Source organism: Prosthecobacter sp., assembly GCF_044236155.1.
Taxonomy (GTDB): domain Bacteria; phylum Verrucomicrobiota; class Verrucomicrobiia; order Verrucomicrobiales; family Verrucomicrobiaceae; genus Prosthecobacter.
The window spans coordinates 221,397-243,177 of sequence record NZ_JBIIHA010000004.1 but is presented as its reverse complement, the minus strand read 5'-3'; the positions used below and the strand labels follow the sequence as shown (position 1 = coordinate 243,177).

At 60.7% G+C, this 21,781-nt stretch carries 22 protein-coding genes; 9 read left to right on the top strand and 13 right to left on the bottom strand.

The window, feature by feature from the left end:
• Nucleotides 1-59: 59 nt before the first annotated feature.
• Together ACILSE_RS05970 and ACILSE_RS05965 are read right to left on the bottom strand one after the other, a co-directional pair.
• Nucleotides 60-1,175 (bottom strand): PDZ domain-containing protein, encoded by a 1,116-nt coding sequence (locus ACILSE_RS05970; RefSeq protein WP_395716453.1) that lies wholly within the window; start codon nt 1,173-1,175, stop codon nt 60-62.
• A gap of 27 nt (nt 1,176-1,202) precedes the next feature.
• A complete protein-coding gene (locus ACILSE_RS05965) occupies nt 1,203-2,213 on the bottom strand; it encodes a S1C family serine protease (protein WP_395716452.1) in 1,011 nt (336 codons plus the stop codon).
• A gap of 130 nt (nt 2,214-2,343) precedes the next feature.
• Here ACILSE_RS05965 and lpdA point away from each other — a divergent pair, with 130 nt between their 5' ends.
• Genes lpdA through ACILSE_RS05950 form a run of 3 tightly spaced genes read left to right on the top strand, consistent with a single transcriptional unit; the run spans nt 2,344 to nt 4,193 of the window.
• On the top strand, nt 2,344-3,720 hold the full coding sequence (lpdA, locus tag ACILSE_RS05960; protein ID WP_395716451.1) for a dihydrolipoyl dehydrogenase: 1,377 nt from the start codon (nt 2,344-2,346) through the stop codon (nt 3,718-3,720).
• A gap of 19 nt (nt 3,721-3,739) precedes the next feature.
• Nucleotides 3,740-3,946 (top strand): type II toxin-antitoxin system HicA family toxin, encoded by a 207-nt coding sequence (locus tag ACILSE_RS05955; protein WP_395716450.1) that lies wholly within the window; start codon nt 3,740-3,742, stop codon nt 3,944-3,946.
• Between the two features lie 7 nt (nt 3,947-3,953).
• The gene (locus ACILSE_RS05950; RefSeq protein ID WP_395716449.1) at nt 3,954-4,193 is read left to right on the top strand and encodes a pilus assembly protein HicB; all 240 of its coding nucleotides are present in this window, start codon (nt 3,954-3,956) and stop codon (nt 4,191-4,193) included.
• A 100-nt stretch (nt 4,194-4,293) separates the two neighbouring features.
• Here ACILSE_RS05950 and ACILSE_RS05945 read toward each other — a convergent pair whose 3' ends face one another.
• Nucleotides 4,294-4,770, bottom strand: coding sequence for a DUF3592 domain-containing protein (locus ACILSE_RS05945; RefSeq protein WP_395716448.1), 477 nt, complete (start codon nt 4,768-4,770; stop codon nt 4,294-4,296).
• Between the two features lie 94 nt (nt 4,771-4,864).
• On the opposite strand from ACILSE_RS05945, the gene ACILSE_RS05940 reads away from it, so the two are divergent.
• A complete protein-coding gene (locus tag ACILSE_RS05940) occupies nt 4,865-5,887 on the top strand; it encodes an NAD-dependent epimerase/dehydratase family protein (protein WP_395716447.1) in 1,023 nt (340 codons plus the stop codon).
• A 68-nt stretch (nt 5,888-5,955) separates the two neighbouring features.
• Here ACILSE_RS05940 and ACILSE_RS05935 read toward each other — a convergent pair whose 3' ends face one another.
• From ACILSE_RS05935 to ACILSE_RS05920, 4 genes are all read right to left on the bottom strand, one after another.
• Nucleotides 5,956-6,249 carry a type II toxin-antitoxin system RelE/ParE family toxin gene (locus tag ACILSE_RS05935; protein WP_395716446.1) on the bottom strand — a complete coding sequence of 98 codons (294 nt, stop codon included), beginning with the start codon at nt 6,247-6,249 and terminating at the stop codon, nt 5,956-5,958.
• Nucleotides 6,246-6,443 carry a hypothetical protein gene (locus tag ACILSE_RS05930; protein WP_395716445.1) on the bottom strand — a complete coding sequence of 66 codons (198 nt, stop codon included), beginning with the start codon at nt 6,441-6,443 and terminating at the stop codon, nt 6,246-6,248. Before ACILSE_RS05930 ends, ACILSE_RS05935 begins: the two co-directional genes overlap by 4 nt.
• A gap of 297 nt (nt 6,444-6,740) precedes the next feature.
• Entirely contained in the window at nt 6,741-7,919 is a 1,179-nt protein-coding gene (locus ACILSE_RS05925) for a Gfo/Idh/MocA family protein (RefSeq protein ID WP_395716444.1), read from the bottom strand.
• 94 nt (nt 7,920-8,013) lie between these two features.
• The gene (locus ACILSE_RS05920; RefSeq protein ID WP_395716443.1) at nt 8,014-9,576 is read right to left on the bottom strand and encodes a glycerol-3-phosphate dehydrogenase/oxidase; all 1,563 of its coding nucleotides are present in this window, start codon (nt 9,574-9,576) and stop codon (nt 8,014-8,016) included.
• A 111-nt stretch (nt 9,577-9,687) separates the two neighbouring features.
• Here ACILSE_RS05920 and ACILSE_RS05915 point away from each other — a divergent pair, with 111 nt between their 5' ends.
• Nucleotides 9,688-10,083 carry an FKBP-type peptidyl-prolyl cis-trans isomerase gene (locus ACILSE_RS05915; RefSeq protein ID WP_395716442.1) on the top strand — a complete coding sequence of 132 codons (396 nt, stop codon included), beginning with the start codon at nt 9,688-9,690 and terminating at the stop codon, nt 10,081-10,083.
• Nucleotides 10,084-10,131: 48 nt separating this feature from the next.
• On the opposite strand, the gene ACILSE_RS05910 is transcribed toward ACILSE_RS05915, so the two are convergent.
• Together ACILSE_RS05910 and ACILSE_RS05905 are read right to left on the bottom strand one after the other, a co-directional pair.
• Nucleotides 10,132-11,574, bottom strand: a complete 1,443-nt coding sequence (locus ACILSE_RS05910; RefSeq protein ID WP_395716441.1) for an SHD1 domain-containing protein — start codon at nt 11,572-11,574, stop codon at nt 10,132-10,134.
• A complete protein-coding gene (locus ACILSE_RS05905) occupies nt 11,571-12,839 on the bottom strand; it encodes a hypothetical protein (RefSeq protein WP_395716440.1) in 1,269 nt (422 codons plus the stop codon). Before ACILSE_RS05905 ends, ACILSE_RS05910 begins: the two co-directional genes overlap by 4 nt.
• Nucleotides 12,840-12,939: 100 nt before the next feature.
• Here ACILSE_RS05905 and ACILSE_RS05900 point away from each other — a divergent pair, with 100 nt between their 5' ends.
• The 4 genes from ACILSE_RS05900 to ACILSE_RS05885 all read left to right on the top strand — a co-directional run bounded on the left by ACILSE_RS05900 (nt 12,940) and on the right by ACILSE_RS05885 (nt 18,746).
• Nucleotides 12,940-14,328, top strand: a complete 1,389-nt coding sequence (locus ACILSE_RS05900; protein ID WP_395716439.1) for a sulfatase-like hydrolase/transferase — start codon at nt 12,940-12,942, stop codon at nt 14,326-14,328.
• A gap of 126 nt (nt 14,329-14,454) precedes the next feature.
• The gene (locus ACILSE_RS05895; protein WP_395716438.1) at nt 14,455-15,501 is read left to right on the top strand and encodes a fatty acid desaturase; all 1,047 of its coding nucleotides are present in this window, start codon (nt 14,455-14,457) and stop codon (nt 15,499-15,501) included.
• Nucleotides 15,502-15,510: 9 nt separating this feature from the next.
• Nucleotides 15,511-17,724, top strand: a complete 2,214-nt coding sequence (locus tag ACILSE_RS05890; protein WP_395716437.1) for an excinuclease ABC subunit UvrB — start codon at nt 15,511-15,513, stop codon at nt 17,722-17,724.
• A 17-nt stretch (nt 17,725-17,741) separates the two neighbouring features.
• Nucleotides 17,742-18,746, top strand: coding sequence for a Gfo/Idh/MocA family protein (locus ACILSE_RS05885; RefSeq protein WP_395716436.1), 1,005 nt, complete (start codon nt 17,742-17,744; stop codon nt 18,744-18,746).
• Between the two features lie 25 nt (nt 18,747-18,771).
• On the opposite strand, the gene ACILSE_RS05880 is transcribed toward ACILSE_RS05885, so the two are convergent.
• From ACILSE_RS05880 to ACILSE_RS05865, 4 genes are read right to left on the bottom strand one after another with little or no spacing between them, the layout of a single operon-like run.
• Nucleotides 18,772-19,569 (bottom strand): ABC transporter permease, encoded by a 798-nt coding sequence (locus tag ACILSE_RS05880; protein WP_395716435.1) that lies wholly within the window; start codon nt 19,567-19,569, stop codon nt 18,772-18,774.
• A complete protein-coding gene (locus ACILSE_RS05875; RefSeq protein ID WP_395716434.1) occupies nt 19,566-20,345 on the bottom strand; it encodes an ABC transporter ATP-binding protein in 780 nt (259 codons plus the stop codon). Before ACILSE_RS05875 ends, ACILSE_RS05880 begins: the two co-directional genes overlap by 4 nt.
• Nucleotides 20,346-20,349: 4 nt before the next feature.
• Entirely contained in the window at nt 20,350-21,108 is a 759-nt protein-coding gene (locus ACILSE_RS05870) for an inositol monophosphatase family protein (protein ID WP_395716433.1), read from the bottom strand.
• Complete coding sequence (locus ACILSE_RS05865; protein ID WP_395716432.1) at nt 21,105-21,755, bottom strand: phosphopantothenoylcysteine decarboxylase; 651 nt, start codon at nt 21,753-21,755, stop codon at nt 21,105-21,107. The genes ACILSE_RS05870 and ACILSE_RS05865 overlap by 4 nt, the downstream gene beginning before the upstream one ends.
• Between the last annotated feature and the right edge of the window lie 26 nt (nt 21,756-21,781).

Sequence of the window (21,781 nt, the reverse complement as noted above, 5' to 3'; positions counted from 1 at the left end):
CGAATGTCCACATTCGTTGCATGGTTCGGCGCACGCTCAAACGAATGTGGACATTCGTTTTACTTCACCAGCACCGCCTTCGGCGGATGGCGGTCAGCCTTGATCCATTCCTGCGCCTCCGTCCAGAAGGTCTCGACGGGCAGGGCAAATGTGGTGACGCGATCGACGCGGGCGATGTTGATGCCGACGACCTTGCCTTCGAGCGTGGCGATGGGGCCGCCCATGTCGGTCGGGTAGAGCGGGATGTCGTGCTGGAGGACTTCGGGGAAATTATCGCTGCGCAGGGAGATGCCGCCGTTGGCAAAGTCCTCGCCCTCCCAGTTTTGCAGCACCTTGGTGCGGCTGGCGAGACGCACGCGGCAGCTTTCCTCCTTGTTCTTGCGAAGATAATGCACTTCGACGACCTCGCCCGGTTGGCGCTTGTTCACGAGGTCATGCACGCGGCGGAACTGATCGACCGGCTCGCCGGCGATGGTGAGGATGACGTCGTTTTCCCGCAGGCCGGCGATCTCGGCGGGGCTTTCAGTAGCGATGCCGATGATGCGCACGCCCTTGCCCTCCGCCGGTTTTTTTTCATCCATGCGGATGCCCAGAGCAGCCCCGGTGCCGGGGATGCGGCGGATTTTGGCGCTGACGATGCCGATGCGCGTCTCCTTGCCCGAATTTGCGACACTGCACAGCCACTGGCCCATCGTGAGCGTCCGCGCCGCGCCGAAGGAAACGGCGCGCAGGCCGGTGATGCCAACCGCCTGCGCCAGGAGGAGGTCCAGCGAAGTCTCACGATGCACCTCGCGCAGTTCAGCCTTCCGGCCATCGGCGAAATGGGCGCGCACTTTGCCGAGTTCGGGAACCTCGCTGGCTTTCATCAGCACATAACCGTCCTCGCCGACGATCGTGGCGGAGCAGACCGCGCGGCCGAGCAGACTTTCAATGCGCGCGGCACACGCGGTGGTGAGCGGCTTGAGCTTTTCGACCGCGGCGAGGGTCTGCGTGCCGTTCGTGCGCTGCTCGGGCGGGAGCGTCGGACGCGGGGATTCCGCGAGTGCGGAGAGAGAACCGAGAAGAATGAGAAAGGCGGAATGACGAATGACGAATGAGCGAATGAGCAATGAATGACCAAGCCGCGATGAAGAAGCGGCATGCTGATCATTCAGGTTTCGGTTTTCATTCGTCATTCTGCATTCCTCATTGGTCATTTTCCCTCACTCGCCTTCATCCTGGGGTTTCTGCGCGAGTTTCACGGAGATCTCGCGCTCCTTGCCGTTGCTGCGGAGTTTGAGCTTGAGGGTGTCGCCGGCGGCGCGGGCGCGTACGGTGGCGCTGAACTGCTGCTGGTCGGTCATCGAGTCGCCGTTGACGCTGAGGATGACATCACCGGCGCGCACGCCGGCTTTTTGCGCGGGCGAGCTTTCGATCACGTCGGCCACCTCGAGCTCCACATCGTCATTCATCACGGTGGCGACGCCGAGATAGCCGCCCGCGCCGACGCCCCACACCTTGATGACCTGGGATTTCTGCATCGCGTCCCACGAACGAAGGAACGGGGCCATCGAGACATGCACGTTTTGATCGCGGTTTTCCCAGATCTGGCTGTGGATGCCGATGACCTCGCCGTTGAAGTTGAACAATGGGCCGCCGGAGTCGCCGCCCATGAGCACGCAGTCGGTGTGCAGGCTGTTGGCGGTCTGCTTGATGATTTTGCCCACGCGCAGCACCGCGCCGCGCGCCTTGTCGAAGCCGCCCGGATGGCCGAGCGCGAAGCACCATTCACCCGGCTGCGCTTTGACGACCTCGCGGCTGAGATTCACGAAGGGCCACGGCTTGCCGCGGGACTTGAGCCGGGCCAGCGCAGCGTCAGTGGTCTTGTCGAGGCCGAGGGATTTCGCGGTGGTGATGCTGCCGTCGTCCAAAATGACGCGCATTTCTTTTCCCGGGTCGCCGGGCACATGCGCCGCCGTCAGAAGCAGCCCGTCGGCGGAGATGATCACACCGCTGGCGGTGCCGCCTCCGCTCTGGATCGCCACGAGGGCGGGACTCACCTGCGGCAGGAGCTTCTGCACATCATTCTGGATGCGCAGCAGCGTGGCGATGTCGGCTTTCGGCGCGGCATTCTTGTCGGCGCCACCGGCGGCAAACACGCCTGAGGCGATGGCTTGCAGCACCACGAAGATCGTGGCGGCCCGGCGCGAGAATGGAGGGCGGAGGGGTGGCATGCGCGTCGTGGAGTTTACTTTCGCCCGGTGCGGTGGTCAAACGGCCATGCGGGCGGGGAAATCTGCGGTTGAATACGGGGCGGGGCCGCGCTTCTCTCGACCGTTCCACCCCCAAAATCACTGACATTTCATGAACTACGACCTCATCGTCATCGGCGGCGGGCCTGCGGGCTACGTCGGAGCCATCCGCGCAGCGCAACTCGGCAAGAAAGTGGCCTGCGTCGAAAACGACCGCGCCGGGGGCACCTGCCTGAACTGGGGCTGCATTCCTACCAAGGCCCTGCTGAAGAACGCCGAGCTGTATCACACGCTCACGCATCGCGCGGAGGAGTTCGGCCTCAAAATCGGCAGCATTGAGTACGACTGGTCCAAAGTCATCGGCCGCAGCCGTGGCGTGAGCGACAAGCTCAACAAGGGCATCGAATTCCTCTTCAAGAAGAACAAGGTCGATTACCTCAAAGGCACCGCCAGCATCCCCGCCCCAGGCAAAGTGGAAGTCACCGCCGCTGACGGCAAAAAGGAAACCCACGACGCCGCGAACATCCTCATCGCCACCGGCGCGAAGAGCCGTCCGATGCCCGGTTTCCCCTTCAACGGCAAAACCGTCATCGGCAGCAAGGAGGCCATGACCCTCGAAAAGCAGCCGAAGAGCATCATCGTTATCGGCGCGGGCGCGATCGGCATTGAGTTCGCCTATTTCTTCAACGCCTACGGCACGAAGGTCACCGTCGTCGAGATGATGCCGGACATTCTCCCGGTTGAAGACACCGAGGTCAGCAAGACCCTCGAAAAAAGCCTCACCAAGGCCGGTATTCGCATCCTCACAAACACGAAGGTCACCAAGACCACCGAGGACGGCAAAGGCGTGAAGATTACCGTCGAAGGCGCGGCCAATGAGACGCTGGAGGCCGACGTCGCCCTCGTCGCTATCGGCGTCGCACCCGTGCTGCCCGGCGGCATCGAATTGAAGCTCACCGAACGCGGCTGGCTCCAGACCGACGACCGCTACCAGACCTCCGTCAAAGGCATCTATGGTGCGGGCGACATTATCGGGCCGCCCTGGCTCGCGCACGTCGCCAGCTACGAGGCCGTGCAATGCGTCGAAGGTCTTTTCACCAAGCACAAGCCGAAGAAAGTCGGCGTCTTCCCCGGCTGCACCTACTGCCATCCGCAGGTCGCCAGCATCGGTCTCACCGAGCGTGCGGCGAAGGAAAAGGGCCTCAAGTTCAAGGTCGGCAAGTTCCCCTATGTGGCCAGCGGAAAGGCCCTTGCCGCCGCCGAGCCGGAAGGCTTCGTCAAGATCCTCTACGGTGAGCCGCATGGTGAAATCATCGGCGCCCACATCATCGGCAGCGAAAGCACCGAGATGATCGCCGAAATCGGCCTCGCCATGAACCTCGAAGCCACCTGGGACGAAATCGAAGCCACCATCCACGCCCATCCGACACTGTCCGAGATGGTCAAGGAGGCCACCGAAGTCGCCAAGGGGCATCCGATTCATGTGTGATCCAAGCTTTTGATCGGTCATGCCGCGCAAAGTCCGCCAGCTCATCTCTGATTTGAAGCTGGCGGGCTTTTTCTTGGACCGGCAAAAGGGATCTCACCGCCAGTTCAAGCATCCCGAGTGGCCGGGGATCATCACAATCAGCGGTGGCGAAGGCGATGATGCCCAACGTTATCAGGGAGAAGCAGGTGGCCCAGGCCATTGCACAAGCAGGCAAAAAGTGATTTAATCCCGTCATGAAAATCGCTGATCAATATCACCGCTTCGTCCGCTGGTCCGACGATGACCAGCTTTACATCGGCTACTGTCCCGACCTTTACTTTGGCGGTGTCTGCCACGGTGAAAATGAGGAGCAAGTCTATGCCGATCTCTGCGGCATCATCCGAGATGAGGTGGAACATCGTCAGCAACGTGGCGAAGCGATGCCACCCGTTTCGGTCCGCGTAACACGGGATGTGGAGCTGGTTGCTGCTTAAACATTCGATTCATGGGTGGGGCGGATTCCCTGCCACACCACACTACCCTCAATCGGGCCGCCTCAGGGCGGCCCGTTTCACTCTGATCTGACACCGCAGCTTACTTCAGCACGCGTCTCCGCTGTTCATGGCGGCTTGTAGGAAGAAAGATCGCGGCGACGCCCACACTCCCAAAGATGATGCCGATCCCCAGGACGATGCCGCTGGCGGATTGAAACCCTGGTTCAAGGACTGCCGACGAGGGATTTGACGAAGAGTAGTAAACCGTGACCGAGCTGCCTGCGGGATATCTTTCCACAACCTGATTGGGGAAGACTGTGCTTGCGGTGTTGATGCTGCCAAAGCGCACCCGGTCACAGGTGAAGCTCCTGCCGTTGACGACATAAGCATAGTTGACTGCGGCGCTGAAAACCTTCCCGCCCTTCTTTCCAGCCTCGGCCTTTACGCTGGAGGACAGGATTTGACCTTCGACAGTCGGCCAGAATGTGCTCGCGATGCCTATGCAGGCGGATCTGCCTCCAAAATACAAGAAGACGATGCCCACGGTGAGGAACAGGATTGATGCGAGCGGTCTCATGGGTTGCCGGGTCTTCAAGCCTGCGGGCTTGTGAGGCATCAACGTCCGCAGCTAGGGCTTTTCCAAAAGCGAAAACAGCTCTTAATGTCCGCCCATGCCGCCCGCCAGCCTCGAAGAGCTCGAAGAACGCCTTAGCCGCCCCACGCCTGCGGTGGTCGAAATGATGTGGTCGCTTCCCGGTGACATCATCGTTCTCGGTGCCGCCGGTAAGATGGGACCATCCTTCACGCGCATGGCGAAACGGGCGAGCGATGAGGCGGGCACGAAACGGCGCGTGATCGCGGTGTCGCGCTTCAGCACGCCGGGTTCGGCGGAGGAATTTCAGCAGCACGGCATCGAAACCATCGCTGTCGATCTGCTGGCGGCGAACGCCGTGGCCTACCTGCCGCATGCGCCGAACGTGATCTACATGGCGGGCATGAAATTCGGCTCCACCGGCCAGGAACCGATGACCTGGGCGATGAACGCATGGCTGCCCGGCCTCGTGTGCGAGCGCTACCACCGTAGCCGCATCGCGGCCTTCTCCACCGGCAATGTGTATGGCCTGGTGCCGGTCGAGCGCGGCGGCAGCCATGAGGAGGACGCCTTGAATCCCGCCGGCGAATACGCCATGAGCTGCCTGGGACGCGAGCGCATCTTCCAGCACTTCAGCAATGTGCGCGGCACGCCGGTGTCGCTGATCCGCCTGAACTACGCCTGCGACCTGCGCTACGGCGTGATGGTGGACATCGCCCAAAAAGTCTGGAACGGCCAGCCTGTGGACGTGCGCATGGGCTACTTCAACACCATCTGGCAGGGCGATGCGAACGCGCTCTCACTCCTCAGCCTCGCCAAGGCGCAAAGCCCCGCATGGATCGTGAACCTGACCGGCACCGCGATCCTGAGCGTGCGCGAAGTGGCGAAACGCTTCGGCGAAATCTTCGGCAAACCGGTGCAGATCGAGGGCAAGGAGGCTCCCGACGCGCTGCTGAGCAATCCCTACCGCAGCTTCGTCGAACTCGGCATCCCGTTCATCCGCGACGAGGAGCTCATGGAGTGGGTCGCGGGCTGGGTTTCCCGTGGTGGCGAATCGCTCGGCAAACCGACGCACTTCGAGTCGCGCGACGGGAAGTTTTGAAGCAGGCGGCCTTCCTCTCGGCGAAATGACAAGCTCGTGATTCGCAAGGCGCTGGGGATTGGCGTGGACTAACCCAGCCGTTTCAAACTCAAGCGCTTTGCAAAATGCACCAGGGTGACGATTTCCAACTCATCGAGCAACACGCGATAGATGATGCGGTAGGACGCCACATGAATCTCCCGCACATCCAAATCCGGCGCCTCATGCACGGGATGCCCCGCATGCGGATGAAGCGCGAGAATGTCCGTGCGTTCGATAATCCTCGCTGCCATGCGGTCCGCGTAAAACGCCGAATCTTTGGCGATGAAGGCCCGGATCGCCCGCAAATCCTTCCGCGCCTGACTGGACCAGAAAATGTTCACGCCACCCCGAACTCACGTTTGATGCTGGCCTGCGAATGTCTGCGGCCGGCATTGAGATCAGCGAGTCCCGCCTCAATCTTCTGCCGCACATAAATCTCTTGCATCACATCGTCCCACGAGGCCGAGGCCGGCAGCTTGTCGATCAACCTGCGGGCCTGATTCTTGGCGCTGACAACTCGGGGCTTGGTTTTCATGACCGCAAGGTGCCGACATCCGGACGTTTCTCAAGATCACACTTTCACAAGCGCCCCCAAAAAGCGGCTATTTCGCCGTCCTTGGTGACGCGATTCACCAAGCGCACAAGGATGCGTCGAGGTATTCTTCGGTAGGTTTTGACGAAGATCATTTCGGCAGCGGCCTGGCACTTGGACAACAGCCATTCGCGGTTCTTCCACGCGTTTCAAAAGTTCATGTGACTGACATCGCCGTTCGTGAGAACAAGTACGGCCTCGATTGTTTTTTCCTCTCTCTTGATAGATCCTAGAGGCACCTCACACCTTCACCCACGTCTTCGCCTTGCTGCTTTGCAGGATCGCCTCGCAGAGTTTCACCTCGTGATGGCCGTCGGCGGCGGTGGCGAAGAGCGGCTCGGTCTTCTTGCCACTGGCGATGTGCTCATAGACGGCGCGGTAGTGCATCTTGTGGCCGTCGCTGAAGCCCTCGGGATGACCCGGCGGGTAGTCGGTGAAATTCGCCACGTCCTCGATGAAGCCGGGCGTGCCGCGGTTGAGAATCTGGTTCGGCTCGTCGCGACGGCCGACATAGAGCTCGTTCGGCTGCTGCAGATCCCAGCGCACGCTGCCCTTCGTGCCGTAAATGCCAAAGCTGAGGCTGCACTTCCATCCGGCAGCCACCTGCGAGATGAACGCGTTCGCATGCACGCCGTCGGCGTAGCCGTGCTTCGCCTTGCCGAACTTCAGCAGCACGCTGCCGAAGTCCTCGGTGTCCACCTTGTAGTCGATCATCTTCTTTGGATCGATCTTCGCGAAGGTCTGCACCTCGCCCTTTGGACGCTTGCGCGTCTTGTGGAAGGTCTCCACGTGCGCGAACACGCTCTGCGGCTTCGCACCGAGCACAAAGCTCACCGCGTCGATCCAATGCGTGCCGACATCGCCCACCGCGCGCAGCTTGCCGCCCTCGCTGGAGAGCACGCGCCAGTTGTAGTCCGTCTCAAACAGCAGCCAGTCCTGGAAGAAATGGCCCTGCACGTGGATGATCTTCCCCAGATCGCCGCGCGCCACCATCGCACGCATCTGGAGGATGGCCGGGAAGAAGCGGCACATGTAGTTCACCGCGAAGACAGGTCCTTTTTTGCCGCCCTTGCGCACCGCATCGACGACGAGCTGCGTGTCCTTCGCCGTCATGCCCAGCGGCTTCTCGCAGATGACATGCTTGCCCATCTCCAGCGCCTTCAGGCACTGCTCCACGTGCACCTTGTTCGGCGAGGTGATGTGCACGACGTCAATGTTCGGGCTCGCATACATCGCCTCAAAGTCATAGTCGCCATACACCTCCGGGATGCCCCACAGCTCGCCGGTTTTGCGCGCGCTCTTCGACGAGCCGCAGATGCCGTTCACAGTGACGCCGAGCCTCTTCAGCGCCTCAATATGAACGGGGCCGATGAAACCTGTGCCGATGATGCCTGCGCGGAGGTGATGAAGTGGTGTCATGGTGATTGAATTCGGATTCTGGCGAGTTGGCGGCGATTGAAAATGATGAATGATGGGTTTCCGAATGACGAACGCTCAATTCTCCGGCCAGCGATCATCCTTCCAAAATATAACCGCAGGCGAGTTTGTGGAAGCGCTCCACCTGATGCGCGGTCGTTCCGGCGTCCCAACCGAGTTCTGAGGCCATGAGCGCGCCGACGCGTTGAGCCGCGGACATGCTGGCCTGCGCGTCGAGCAGCAGGCTGCGGCTGCGACGGGCCAGCACATCGCCAACAGTGCGCGCCATCTCGTGGCGCACATGGAAGATGACCTCCGCGCAGGTCAGGTCGAGCTTCGGATGCACCTTGCCGGCCCATTCAGGTTCCTTGCGCATCAATTCACGAATCTCCGCCGCGTCGCTGCCATAAACAGCGAGCGGATCCTGCGGATCGAGCACCGTGGCACCGCCATGAATCATCAAATCATGCGTCACGCAGCGCCTCACGCCGATGCCGCCGATCAGCTCCGCATGATCGATCACATCCTCGGCCATGCGGCGGTAGGTGGTCCATTTGCCTCCTGTGATCGTGATCAGCCCGGAATCAGAGACGAGGATCGTGTGATCGCGTGAGAGCGCGGCGGTGGTCTCGGCGCTCTTCATCGCCACCAGCGGCCGCAGGCCGGCGTAGATGCTCAGCACATCACGCGGACGCGGATCACGGGTCAGGTAGCGTGCCGCATGCGTCATCAGGAACTCGATTTCATCCGGCAGCGCGCGCGGTTCGACGGTCGCATGATCCACCGGTGTGTCCGTGGTGCCGATGATGACGCACCCGTGCCACGGCACGGCGAAAAGCACCCGTCCGTCGTCGGTTTTCGGGATCATGATCGCCGAGTCACCGGGCAGGAACTCGCGTGGCAGCACTAGATGCACGCCCTGGCTCGGCGCGACAATCTTTTCGGCCTTCACATCGTCCATGTGGCGCACGTCATCGACAAAGACACCTGTGGCGTTGATCACGCATTTCGCGCGGATCTCATGCTGTCTGCCGGTTTCGACGCATTCGGCCCGAATGCCGATGATGCGGCCGTTTTCCTTCATCAAACCACGGCAGCGCGTGTGGTTGAGCACGATCGCGCCGTGATTCGCCGCCGTGCGCGCGAGATGGATGGCCAGGCGGGCGTCATCGAACTGCCCGTCGTGATAAACGATGCCACCGTCGAGCCCGTCGGTCTCCAGAGTGGGCAGTTGCCCGATGATTTCCTCCCGCGTGAGCCAGCGGGACGGCTCCAGGCCGAGCTGGCCCGCGAGCGCGTCGTACATTTTCAAGCCAATGCCGTAGAACGGCCCCTCCCACCAGTGGTAGCTTGGTATCACGAACGCCAGACTGTGGACGAGATGCGGCGCGTTGCGCACCATCAGCCCGCGCTCCCTCAGCGCCTCCAGCACGAGCGATACATTCCCCTGCTTCAAATAGCGTACACCGCCATGCACCAGCTTCGTGCTGCGGCTCGATGTCCCTTTCGCAAAATCCGACTGTTCGACAAGAACCACCGAATGCCCGCGAGACGCCGCATCCACCGCCGCGCCGAGCCCTGTCGCCCCGCCGCCGATGATCGCGAGGTCAAACGGGCCGCTGTGCGCGGCGAGCTGTGAAAGCATGCGTTCACGATTCATGCCGCGAGTGTAACAGGAACCGTCCGTTCGTCATTCAGCATTCGTTATTCGACATTTTTGCGCCGCCTGCTAGTCTCGCGCCCTCTTAACCAACCCCCAACGCATCCCATCATGTCCGACATCGCTCTCGCCAAAGGCGAAAAATTCCTCGAAGACAACGCCAAGAAAGAAGGCGTGAAAGTCACGGCCTCCGGTCTTCAATACAAAGTCATCACCGAAGGCACCGGCAAGAGCCCGAAGGCCACGGACGTCGTGGAAGTGCACTACGAAGGCACGCTGATCGACGGCAAGGTCTTCGACAGCAGCTACAAGCGCGGCGAGACGATCGAGTTCCCTCTTAACCGCGTCATCGCCGGCTGGACGGAGGGCGTGCAGCTCATGAAGGAAGGCGCAAAGTATCGCTTCTACATCCCGTCCCGTCTCGCCTACGGCCCTCGCGGCGCCGGTCGTGACATCGGCCCGAACGAGGCGCTGATTTTCGACGTGGAGCTCTTCAAGGTGAAGTGATCCCAAACTAGAAAGGTGCCGCGTCCGCTCTGCGGACACGAGTCCTGCTCAGCGATATGTCACGATGCCGTCCAATGAGACGGCTTTCGCGACATCCTCTGCCAATTGTGCGGGTGTTTTGCCATTCAGCAGGATGGGCAGGTGGATTTTAAAGACTTCCCCCGTCGCATACTCCGGACGTGGCGGCACAGGCTCGGCAGGTGGCGTCAGGAACCCGGGAAACGTGATGGTGCCGTCGGGTTTGGTTTTGACCTCCGGCCTCTTCATGAACTCCTCCTTGGCAGTCAGATAGCGGAAGACTTCTTCCCGCCACGCATTCCAGCGCGGCTGCTCTTTGCGCACCGCCTCGAGGTACTGAAGCAGCCGGGTGCCTTTGCGGTCGCCTTCGAGATTCATGAAGTAGTAAGTGAGCAGCAAGCTTGTGGAATAGAGGGACTCCATGCGGGAGTTATCAGCTGGACCGACGGGCATGACCTTCGGCCCGGCACCCGGGGAAACGACACCGGTGATGGCATACTCGTGCCACTGACGCTTGTTGATGTTCAAAAGCTCGTCGTAGGCCAGCAGCGCCACGGGTGACCGGGGGATGGTGCTGCCGGGCCTGAAGACAGGACTGAAGCGGCGGAGGACGCCTTCCTTGACTTTGGGCGGTGAAAAGGTGCCTTCCAAATAAGGGATGCATGAGGTGTACTCCGCGCTGCCTTCGATGAACCACATTGGCAGCAGGTCGAGCACATCGTGCATCATCATGTGCGTCATCTCATGAATCAGGGTGGCCATTTGCCGCGACGGGTCCACCAGCCTGTAGCCAGGGGGCAGCATCAGGCCGAGGCTTTGCAAAGGCAGCATGAAAATGCGCTCATTGATCAGGTAAACGCCCGCGCTGCCTTCCGGGCCGCCGCCGGCGTGGTAGTCCTCCATCCGCGCGAAGACTTCGACGCGAAAGAAGTCGTTGTCTGGTCGCGCCTGGATGCCCCACGGAGACGCGCGAAGCAGCTCGTAGGTGCCCTCGAAGACGCGGGCCAGTTCGTCGCTGATGCCGACGCCGTTGTGCAGCAGGTATTCAAAGCGGCGGGTGCGGAACTTGTTGCAGCGCCGCTCACTGTCAAAGCCCGCCGGCCGCGCAAAGAGCAGCGACTTTGTGGCTGTGAGGCTGTGTGGCCAGCTTCTTCCGGCTGTGAAAGACATCTCCTCATGCTTCACCAAGGCGCCGCTCATCGGCACCTCCTTGCCGGAAATGGGGTCAAAAACCTCCGCGATGTGCCGCATGATGAAATGACGGTCTGCCTCGGATAGCTGCGCGGCCTGAAGCCGCAAGGTCCTGCCGTCGGGGAACTGCAGCACAACCTGGCCTGAGTCAAAACCGAACAGAGCCGCTTGCAGCGTGCGGCCGGTGGCGTCCGTCCAAGTGCGTACCGCCCGCGGGCTCTCGCCATGCAGGAAGACGGACGGGCAACAAGCCAGCAGAAGTGTCACGAGGAAGCGGTTCATGGTGAGTTCGTGAGAGCTTTGACGGTTTTCTCCATTCCGGTCACCGCGTCGGAGCCGCCGAGCAGCTTAGGCACATGGAACCAGCGCATTTGATCCGGCCTGTCGATGCGGTTTGGCACGGGCAGCATCTCCGGCACGGTCACGGAGGGATCGGACCTTCGTTTTTCCTCCGCAGTCTTGATGTCCTGGAGACGTTGCAAAAAGGCGTCCCACTGAGGCAGGTCAGCCGCCGCCGCTGAAAGGAAGCCGCGCAGGTTGCTACCTTGGCTGCCATCCCCCTGGATGAAGTAGCAGGCGAGCCGCATCAACTTTGCCTGATCGAGCGGGAATTTCTCGCGGTTGTTCATGGGATCGAGGTAGAGCCGGAGCTCCGCCTCCGTCAGGCGGGTACTGGCAGTGGACGTGTTCAGAGACGAGAGCAGCTCACGCGGCCATGCCGCCCCTCCCTTGATTGGCAGATCGCGCATCACAAGCGCGAGGCTGGGGATGATCCAGTCAGGAATCATCGCCATGAATCGCTGCATCAACAACGGCACCATGCCGTAGGCCAGGGCCGGCACAGGTGCCTGTTCATCCCGCCAAAGAGGCTGGCGCTTTACATCAAGGCCGATGGCCGAACCGAGCACCCGGAGCTTTTTCGAGGTGCTGTCGAAATGGGCGCCCGAATTCGGCGGCGCCCCCGCAGCCGCATAGGCATCTGTGTTCAGAAACAGCTCCACCTGGAAAGGGCCGCCGTCCTTGGGCGGCGTGAACACCCCCCATGGTGCCAGACGCCACACTTCATGAATCAACTCGAACGGCGTCGCGATGGAGCGCTGCTCTGCCGGAGAGATTTCAGCCGCGGACTCGAACTCGAAATGCGCGGATGCAAATCTCATGCCCTTTCCCGCTTCAAACGGCCGTTTCACCACCATGTTCAGCGACGTCAGCGGCACATGCACGATCGTGGGCCAGCCGGAGCGGTCCGCGGCGCTCTTCGCGGGCGTCAACTGTTCCAGCCAGCGCTGGGTTAGCACACCGATCTTCCCGCGCACATAATCGCGGTCGTTTCGTGACAATGCCGCCAGTTCCATCGTGGCAGTCCGCCCGTCCGCAGATTGCAGGATCACCTTGCCGCCCTCGAGGCCGCGCAGCGCCGCGGTGAAGGCTCCGCCGCTCTCGCGCTGCCAGCCACGCAACTCTCCCAGAACCGCCGCAGTCTGGCCGCAAAGATGGGCTGTTTGAAACAAAAGCGCGACGGCGCAGAGTGGAAGCGCTGACTTCATGGCGTGCGATTTATAAAAAAACGTCATTGCTGTCACCAGAAATCTGCGATTCCCGGAACGGGGTCGTGAGAAGACGCCGCAGGTGGTCGTTGTCAGCAGCATGCTTCGTCTCTGGCTCTTTTGGAACTTCGCCGTCGCCTGTCTCGCCACGCAGCCGAATGTTGTTTTGATCATCAGCGATGACCAGGGCTATCCTGACCTCGGCTGCATCGGCACGAAGCCGCTCATCACGCCGAATCTCGACAAGCTGGCGGCCGAGGGCGTGAGGGCGAGGAGTTTTTATGTGACCTGGCCCGCCTGCACGCCATCGCGGGGCAGCGTGCTCACGGGACGCTATCCACAGCGCAACGGGCTCTACGACATGGTGCGCAATGACATGGTGAATTACGGCCACCAATTCTCACCCGAAGAGTATGCCGTGTCGCCGGAGATGACGCTGGGACTCGATGTGCGCGAGGTGACGATCGGCGACATGCTAAAGAAGGCCGGTTACGCAACAGGTTGCGTTGGCAAGTGGGACATGGGGCAGGCAAAGCGCTACCTGCCGCTGCAGCGCGGCTTTGATTTCTTCTACGGCCATGGGAACAACGGCATCGATTACTACACGCACGAACGTTACGGCGTGCCCTCGATGTTTCGCGGCAATGAGCGTACGCAGGAGGACAAGGGCACCTATGTGACGGATGTCTTTCGTCGCGAGGCGCTGCGCTTCATCGGCGAGAACGCGGGGAAGCGGCCGTTCTTCCTCTACCTGCCTTTCAACGCACCGCACAGCGCTTCGACCTTTGGTGAAGGCACGAAAGAAGGCGAAAAGAAGAAGGGCGAGGGCGTGCAGGCACCGGAAGAATACGTCGCCCTGTATCGCGGGAAGGTCGAGGACGAGAAACTGGCGCGGTATTGCGGCGCGGTGACGTGCATGGACGAGGCCATCGGTGCGGTGATGGAGGAGGTGGAGAAGGCCGGGCTCACCAAAGACACGATTTTCATCTTCCTCTCTGACAACGGCGGCAGCGGTAATGGCGGCAACGCGCCGCTGAAAGGCAGCAAGAGCACGATGTGGGAGGGCGGGCTGCGCGTGCCCTTCATCCTGCGCTGGCCGGGCCATGTGCCGGCAGGCAAGGTGACGGACGAGTTCCTCACCTCACTGGAGCTGGTGCCCACACTGCTAGCGGCCACCGGTGCGAAAGCGCCCAAAGGTGTGAAGCTCGATGGCCATGACATGCTCCCCGTGCTGCGCGGCGAGGCGAAATCACCGCGACGCGAGATGTTTTGGCAGCGCCGGGCGGATAAAGCGGCTCGATTTGAAAACTGGAAGTGGGTCGAGTCCGGCAAAGGTGGCGGCCTGTATGATTTGACTACCGATCTGGGCGAAAAGCATGATCTCAGTGCTGAGAAACCGGAGATCGCGAAGCAGATGCGAGAGCGTTTCGCCACCTGGCAGGCTGAAATGGATGCCAGTGAGCCCCGCGGGCCGTTTCGGGACTATTGAGCTCCCTCCGCTCTCTTTGCCCCAATTTGGCAAATCTTTCACATCCCTTGATTGAAAGGCCCATGGCCGAAAATAAATCGGGCAAATCTCCGAGAATCTGCTATATAAACCGTCTTTGACCGACCCATGACAGCAGCTCCAGAACGTATCCAGGCCTCCATCACCGAATGGAAACAAGTCATCGCCCCCTTCCAAACTCCTTCAGTTCCAAGGGCCGTATGGCAGATCGTAAACACTCTGGTGCCCTATGCCGTGCTCTGGTATCTCATGTGGCGCAGCCTTTCGGTGTCCTACTGGCTCACACTCGGCCTCGCGGTCGTCGCCGGGCTGCTGGTGGTGCGCACGTTCATCATTTTCCATGACTGCTGCCACGGTTCCTACTTCAAGTCGAAGAAGGCGAATGACATCCTCGGTTTCATCACCGGCATGCTCACCTTCACGCCGTACGGCCACTGGCGCTGGCAGCACAACGTCCATCACGCCACGTCCGGCGACCTCGACCGCCGTGGCGACGGCGACATCTGGACGATGACGGTCAAGGAATATCACGAGGCATCCCGCACGAAGAAGATCTTCTACCGCATCGTGCGCAATCCGTTTGTGCTCTTCGTGCTCGGGCCCTTGTTTCTGTTCGTGCTCTATCAGCGTTTCCCATCGCCCCGTGCTAAGGGCAAGGACCGTGCCTCAGTGATGGCGATGAACATTGCCGTCACGCTGATGGTCGCCGGCATGTGCTGGCTCATCGGCTGGAAGGCCTATCTCATGATCCAGCTTCCGGTCACGTTCATCGCCGGCGCGGCGGGCATCTGGATGTTTTATGTGCAGCACCAGTATGAGGACACCTACTGGGAGAGCCGTGAAGGCTGGGACTACACCACCGCCGCCATCGAAGGTAGCTCCTTCTACAAGCTGCCCAGAATTCTCCAGTGGTTCACCGGTAACATCGGCTTCCATCACATCCACCACCTTAGCTCACGCATCCCGAACTACCATCTTGAGCGCTGCCACTTCTCTCACCCGATGTTTCACACCGTGAAGCCGCTCACGCTGCTCTCCAGCCTGAAATGCGTCAATCTGCGCCTTTGGGACGAGAAGAACCGCAAGCTTGTCAGCTTCCGCGATGCTAAAAAGCTGCGAGAGCAAATGGATGCCGAAGTCGGGCTCGCGGCGTAGTCTCGTCGCGTGTCTTCAGCGGTTTTCCAGCTCAATCCCGAATTCCACCCGCGCGGCGACCAGACGCAGGCCATCGCGAAGCTGGTGAAGTCCGTGCGGGCCGGAAACCGGCATCAGACGCTGCTCGGCGTTACGGGAAGCGGCAAGACGTTCACGATGGCGAACGTGATCGCCGAGATCGGCAAGCCAGCGCTCGTTTTCTCGCACAACAAGACCCTAGCCGCTCAGCTCTACTCGGAGTTCAAGAACTTCTTCCCGGAGAACTCGGTGGAGTACTTCGTGAGCTACTTCGACTACTACCAGCCGGAGGCCTACATCCCGCGCACGGACACCTACATCGAGAAGGACTCGAACGTGAACGACGAGATCGAGCGCCTGCGCCTTTCGAGCATGGGGGCCTTGCTTACCCGCAAAGACACCATCGTGGTGGCCAGTGTGAGCTGCATTTACGGCTTGGGCTCGCCGGAGGATTACGAGGGCATGATGGTGCCGCTTCACACGGGGAAGCAAATGACCCGCGAGGAGCTGCTCACGCGGCTCGTGGACATGCTTTACGAGCGAAACGACTACCAGCTTCAACGCGGCAAATTCCGCGCCCGCGGCGATGTGATTGAGGTGGTGCCCGCTTACCTCGAAAACGAGGCCATCCGCATCGAGTTCTTCGGCGATGAGATCGACCGCATCAGCGCCGTGGACGTGCTCACCGGCACGGTGACGCTGAAACTGCCCAGCTACACGATTTTTCCCGCGAAGCAGTTCGTCACGCCCGGCGACAAGCTGCGCAAGGCCATCGTCAAAATTCGCGAGGAGATGGAGGAGCGTGTGGCGTGGTTTGAGAAGGAAGGAAAGTTGCTCGAAGCCCAGCGCATCAAAATGCGCACGCAGTATGACATCGAGATGATGCAAGAGATGGGCTTCTGCCAGGGCATCGAGAACTACAGCCGTCATCTCACGGGTCGCGAACCGGGCGCCACGCCAGGCACGCTGCTCGATTTCTTCCCGGAGCCGCCGATTGTCTTCGTCGATGAAAGCCACGCCACCATCCCGCAGATCGGCGGCATGTATGAAGGCGACAAATCACGCAAAACCGTGCTTGTGGAGCATGGATTCCGTCTTCCCAGCGCCCTCGACAACCGACCGCTGCGCTTTGAGGAGTTCATGGGCAAGGTGGGGCAGCTTGTGTATGTCAGCGCCACGCCCGCCCGCTTTGAGATGGAAAACAGCGTCGTGGGCAACACGAACTACATTCCCCATCAGCGCGACCGCATCGGCTTGGAGGAGACGGTTCCCGCCGCGCTTCCTGGCAAAGCCGTGCGCGTCAGCGGCAACACACAATCTGTCGAAAGCTTCGATGTAACGACCAAAGGACGGCCGCTCGTCGTCGAGCAGATCATCCGCCCGACAGGTCTGCTCGACCCGATCATCACGATCAAGCCGCTGAAGGGCCAAATCGACGAAACGATCGAACTTTGCCGCCAGCGCATCGAGAAAGGCGAGCGCGTCTTGGTCACGACACTCACCAAACGCACGGCGGAGGATCTCACCGACTACCTGCGCAATCTCGAACTCAAGGTGCGCTACCTGCACAGCGACATCGACGCCATCGAACGCGTCGAAATCCTCCGCAGCCTCCGCGCGGGTGACTGTGACGTGCTGGTGGGCATCAACCTGCTCCGCGAAGGCCTAGATCTACCGGAGGTGAGCCTCGTCTGCATCCTGGATGCCGACAAGGAAGGCTTCCTGCGCAGCGAGACCTCGCTTATCCAGACCGCAGGCCGTGCCGCACGTCACGTTGCAGGTGAAGTCGTGCTCTTTGCGGATATTCAGACGCAAAGCATCCAGGCGCTGACGAACATCAGCAGCTACCGCCGTCGTGTGCAGATGGAGCACAACGAGAAGCACGGCATCACGCCGCAAACCGTGCGCCGCGCCGTGCAGGAGAGCCTGCACATCCTCGGCAAGGCGAAGGAACTCGAAGAGAACGTGGTGAAGGAAGGTGGAGGCGACTACGTCATCACCGAAACGATCCGCGAACTCGAGCAAGAAATGGCCGAGGCCGCCATGAAGCTCGAATACGAACGCGCCGCCCTGCTGCGCGACCAGATTCGCGAATTGAAAAAGCGGGCCGGCCTCAACACCGACGACAGCGGCACCATCCCGCCACGTCAGGAGGTGAAATACGGCAAACCGAAGCGAACAGGTGGCAAGAAGCGGAGGTCTTGAGACGCTAACATAGTCTCATGAAACGACGCTCCTTCCTCCTTGCCTGTGGTTCGACGGTATTTGGCGCCAGCGCCTCGTCTCGTTTGCGGATCGGCCAGATCGGCACGGAGCATGCCCATGCGGGAGGGAAGATGGCGGCGATGCGGTCTTTGACTGAACTTTGGGAGGTGGTGGGAGTCACCGGGCCGAAGGGCTATGATGGTGTGAAGTTGATGAGTGTGGACGAATTGCTCGCGGTGCCGAATTTGAAGGCGGTGGCGGTGGAAACGACGATCGAGGCTTCGTGCGAGATGGCGCGGCGTTGCATCGAAGCAGGCAAGCATGTGCATCTCGACAAACCGGGCGCGCTGAACCACGCGGAGTTCAAATCCATGCGCCTGGAGGCCGAGAAACGCGGTCTCACGGCGCAGATGGGCTACATGCTGCGTTACAACCCGGCGTTTGAACTGCTCTTCAAGGCCGTGCGTGAGGGATGGCTGGGCGAGATCACAGAAATCGACGCCGCAATGGGCAAACTGGCCGACCCGGGCACGCGGAAGAAGATTGGCGAACTCGAAGGAGGAGGTTTGTTCGAACTCGGCTGCCACATCATCGACGCGACGATGACCATCCTCGGCAAACCGGTCGCAGTGACGCCCTTTTCGACGCCTGTGGGTTCAGACGGCGTGAAGGACAATCAGATGGCCGTGTTGCAGTATCCGCAGGCCACCGCCGTGATCCGCTGCAACCACGCCGATCCGTTCGGCGGCCAGCGTCGTCGTTTCAATGTGACGGGAACCGAAGGAACCTTCGAAATCGTGCCGCTTGAGAGCGGAAAGGTGAATTTGTCGATCACGAAGGCACGCGGTGCTTACAAGAAGGGAGCGCAGTCATTCCAGCTCGAGGTGCCGAAGGATCGCTATGCCGCCGAGTTTGTCGATCTGGCGGAGATCGTCAATGGCGGGAAGAAACTGGCCTGGGATGCCGCGCATGACATCGCCGTGCATGAGACGGTGCTGCGTGCGTCCGGCGTTTGGAAGTGAGCGGGCACTCCTGCACGCATCACTCTCACTGCGTCGCGAATTTCGTCAGCAGGCCGCGTTTGCGGGTGAGGTTGAGCACGCGGCCGAACAACAGGCCCGCAAGCGTGAGATAAACGAGGTTGAGGCCGAAGGAGAGACCGAGGAGGCTCCAGCTTGTCGTTCCTGTGGCCATGACCTGCCGCATTCCTTCAAAGATCGGTGTGGCGGGGAAGAACCAGGCGAAGGGCTGCGACCATGCGGGCATGTTCTGGACGGGATAAAAGACCGCCACGAACGGCTGAATGAAGAAAGGCACCGCCCAAGCCAGCGATTCCGCCGCCTGGCCCCAGCGCAGAATGAGCGCGGTGGAGATCATGCCGAGCGACCAACCGAAAATCATCAAGTTCACGAAGAAAGGCAGCAGCCACCACTGAAGCTGGAAGACATTGAAATTGTAGCCCAGCCACGAAACGAGGCTCATCACGAGACAGGTGACCAGGATGCGCAAGAAACCGACCGCGTAGGTGGCGGAGAGGTATTCCACCGTGCGCACGGGAGCGACGAACACGTTCAACAGGTTGCGTGTCCACACATCTTCAAGAAACGAGATCGCGACGCCTTGCTGAGCACGGAAAAGCACGTCCCAGAGGATCATGGCACCGAGGAAGAAGAGAACGAACGACGCAAACTTCTCGTCACTGTTCTTCTGGATGAAGACGGTGACGTTGCCCCAGATCACAAGATCGACGAGCGGCCAGAATACGAGTTCCACTAGGCGCATGGGAGTGCGCTGGTAGAGGAAGAGGTAGCGCATCACAAGTGCGCTGATGACGTTGAAGTTCATGATGCTTTCTCTTTCTCCGGTTCGTCCACGATCTCACCATCACGAGCGATCTTGATGAACACATCCTCCAGCGTGCTGCCGCTTGATCGGGCGACGATGTCAGAAGGCGTGCCTTCGCAGACGATCTTGCCTTTGTGGAGGAAGATGACGCGGTTGCAGACCTCCTCAATGTCCCGCATGTTGTGGGAGGTGTAGAGGATGCCGATGTTGCGGTCACGCTGCACTTTGCGCACGACCTTGCGTACTTTGTCGGCGATGTCGGGATCGAGCGAAGCGGTGGGCTCGTCGAGCATCAGCAGCTCAGGGTCATTGAGAAAAGCCTTCACGAGGTTCACTCGTGTTGATTCACCTGCGGAGAGCTGGCCGGTGACACGCTTTTGCAGATGAGAAATCTCCAGCAGGTCCATCAGCTCGGCGATTTTCTTCTTCGGATCAGGCACACCGTAGATCTTGGCGAAGACGAGCAGGTTTTGGCCCACCAGAAGGTTGCCTGGCAATGCGGTGTAGGCGGAGGAAAAGTTCGAGCGGCGCAGGATCTCGATGCGGTGCTCATGCAAGGACATGCCGAAGGCCGTCAGCTCACCGGAGGTCGGCAACGTGAGGCCAAGGAGGCAGTTCATCGCCGTGGTTTTGCCCGCTCCGTTTGCACCGAGCAGGCCCAGCACCTCACCGCGATGCAGCTTGAAGCTGAAACGGTCGAGCGCCTTCACGCCATCGAACTCGCGGGTGAGTTCACGAGCTTCCAAGATGACTTCGCGAGTATCGGCGGCGGACATGGGATCAGAGATAGTCTTGGATCGGCAGCTTGCCGTTCCAGGCGCAGATGAACATCGTGCCGGGCTTCGTAGTGCTCGGACGCAGCATGGTCTGGCCGCCGCCTTCCTCGATCATGAGCTGTCCTGCGGCAATGTCCCACAGGCTGATTTGCTCCTCCACGTAAGCGTCGAGACGTCCGCAGGCGATGTAGGCCATGGCGAGCGCAGCGCTGCCGAGCATGCGCGTCTTGCGCACCTCGTAGGCGATGCGCTTGTAGCGCTCAAAGCCAAGATCGAGTGCTTCTTTGCTCTTCGAGAAGCCGACCGTGACGACAGCCTCAGGCATCGTGGCACGATCACTCACGGTAACCGTCTTGCCATTCAGCTTCGGCTTCTCGCCGCGCATGACGGTCCAGGTTTCGTTCTGGTTGGGATCAAAGATGACGCCGATGAGCAGGTCCTTCGAATCGCGCTTACGGGCGGCTATGGAGACGCAGTAATGTGGGATGCCGAAGAAGAAATTCACCGTGCCATCGATGGGATCCACGATCCACTCGATGTCGCCGTTGCCGCCTGTTTCGCCGCCTTCCTCGCCCAGGATGGCATGATCGGGAAAACGGGCCAGAATCATGTCGGTGATGAGCTTCTGACTGCGCACATCAAGCTCCAGCTTGATGTCGTGGCGCTGCATTTCGTTCACCGTGAGCTCGGAGCCGAAGTTTTCTTTGATCATCTTGCCCGCGGCGTGCGCGGCTTCGGTGGCGGTGGCGAGGAGTTCGTTCACGGGGAGACTTGGGGGGCTGATAGCTGGGTGATTTGCGCGATCAATACGCGTGCGAGAGCGGCCTTGGACTGCTTGGGGAGAGCGATCGTCCGGCCGCCGGGGAGGCAGAGGGTGACTTCGTTTTCCGCGCTGTCAAACCCGATGCCCGCCTGCGACACATCGTTCGCCACGATCATGTCACAGCCTTTGCGCTGTAGCTTGTCCTGCGCATGCGTGATGAGGTTCTCCGTCTCGGCCGCAAAGCCGACGAGGAAGCCCGAAAAGCCGAGTTTTGCACGAGCTGAGCCGAGGATGTCCTCGGTGCGTTCGAGCTCGAGCGTGAGCCGTTCGGCAGACTTCTTCATTTTCTGTCCTGCGATGTCCAAGGGGCGGTAATCTGCCACCGCAGCGCTGAAAATGGCCACTTCGCAGCTGTTAAGGTGAGTTTGCACCGCCTCGAACATATCCCGCGCCGTTTCCACCTGCACGAGGCGAACGCCCGCAGGTGGAGAAATCGCCACGGGACCTGAAATAAGGATGACCTCATGTCCCGCCTCGTGCGCGGCGGCCGCCAGCGCATAGCCCATGCGTCCCGAGGAGCGGTTTGAGATAAACCGCACCGGATCGATCGGCTCACGCGTGGGGCCAGCGGTGATGAGAAGGCGCATCGCGAAGAGTCCAGAGCCAGAAACGA

Coding starts and splice junctions, on each gene's coding strand:
- ACILSE_RS05970 (WP_395716453.1), bottom strand. CDS start 1,175: ATGACGAATGAAAACCGAAACCTGAATGATCAGCATGCCGCTTCTTCA.
- ACILSE_RS05965 (WP_395716452.1), bottom strand. CDS start 2,213: ATGCCACCCCTCCGCCCTCCATTCTCGCGCCGGGCCGCCACGATCTTC.
- lpdA (WP_395716451.1), top strand. CDS start 2,344: ATGAACTACGACCTCATCGTCATCGGCGGCGGGCCTGCGGGCTACGTC.
- ACILSE_RS05955 (WP_395716450.1), top strand. CDS start 3,740: ATGCCGCGCAAAGTCCGCCAGCTCATCTCTGATTTGAAGCTGGCGGGC.
- ACILSE_RS05950 (WP_395716449.1), top strand. CDS start 3,954: ATGAAAATCGCTGATCAATATCACCGCTTCGTCCGCTGGTCCGACGAT.
- ACILSE_RS05945 (WP_395716448.1), bottom strand. CDS start 4,770: ATGAGACCGCTCGCATCAATCCTGTTCCTCACCGTGGGCATCGTCTTC.
- ACILSE_RS05940 (WP_395716447.1), top strand. CDS start 4,865: ATGCCGCCCGCCAGCCTCGAAGAGCTCGAAGAACGCCTTAGCCGCCCC.
- ACILSE_RS05930 (WP_395716445.1), bottom strand. CDS start 6,443: ATGAAAACCAAGCCCCGAGTTGTCAGCGCCAAGAATCAGGCCCGCAGG.
- ACILSE_RS05925 (WP_395716444.1), bottom strand. CDS start 7,919: ATGACACCACTTCATCACCTCCGCGCAGGCATCATCGGCACAGGTTTC.
- ACILSE_RS05920 (WP_395716443.1), bottom strand. CDS start 9,576: ATGAATCGTGAACGCATGCTTTCACAGCTCGCCGCGCACAGCGGCCCG.
- ACILSE_RS05915 (WP_395716442.1), top strand. CDS start 9,688: ATGTCCGACATCGCTCTCGCCAAAGGCGAAAAATTCCTCGAAGACAAC.
- ACILSE_RS05910 (WP_395716441.1), bottom strand. CDS start 11,574: ATGAACCGCTTCCTCGTGACACTTCTGCTGGCTTGTTGCCCGTCCGTC.
- ACILSE_RS05905 (WP_395716440.1), bottom strand. CDS start 12,839: ATGAAGTCAGCGCTTCCACTCTGCGCCGTCGCGCTTTTGTTTCAAACA.
- ACILSE_RS05900 (WP_395716439.1), top strand. CDS start 12,940: ATGCTTCGTCTCTGGCTCTTTTGGAACTTCGCCGTCGCCTGTCTCGCC.
- ACILSE_RS05895 (WP_395716438.1), top strand. CDS start 14,455: ATGACAGCAGCTCCAGAACGTATCCAGGCCTCCATCACCGAATGGAAA.
- ACILSE_RS05885 (WP_395716436.1), top strand. CDS start 17,742: ATGAAACGACGCTCCTTCCTCCTTGCCTGTGGTTCGACGGTATTTGGC.
- ACILSE_RS05880 (WP_395716435.1), bottom strand. CDS start 19,569: ATGAACTTCAACGTCATCAGCGCACTTGTGATGCGCTACCTCTTCCTC.
- ACILSE_RS05875 (WP_395716434.1), bottom strand. CDS start 20,345: ATGTCCGCCGCCGATACTCGCGAAGTCATCTTGGAAGCTCGTGAACTC.
- ACILSE_RS05865 (WP_395716432.1), bottom strand. CDS start 21,755: ATGCGCCTTCTCATCACCGCTGGCCCCACGCGTGAGCCGATCGATCCG.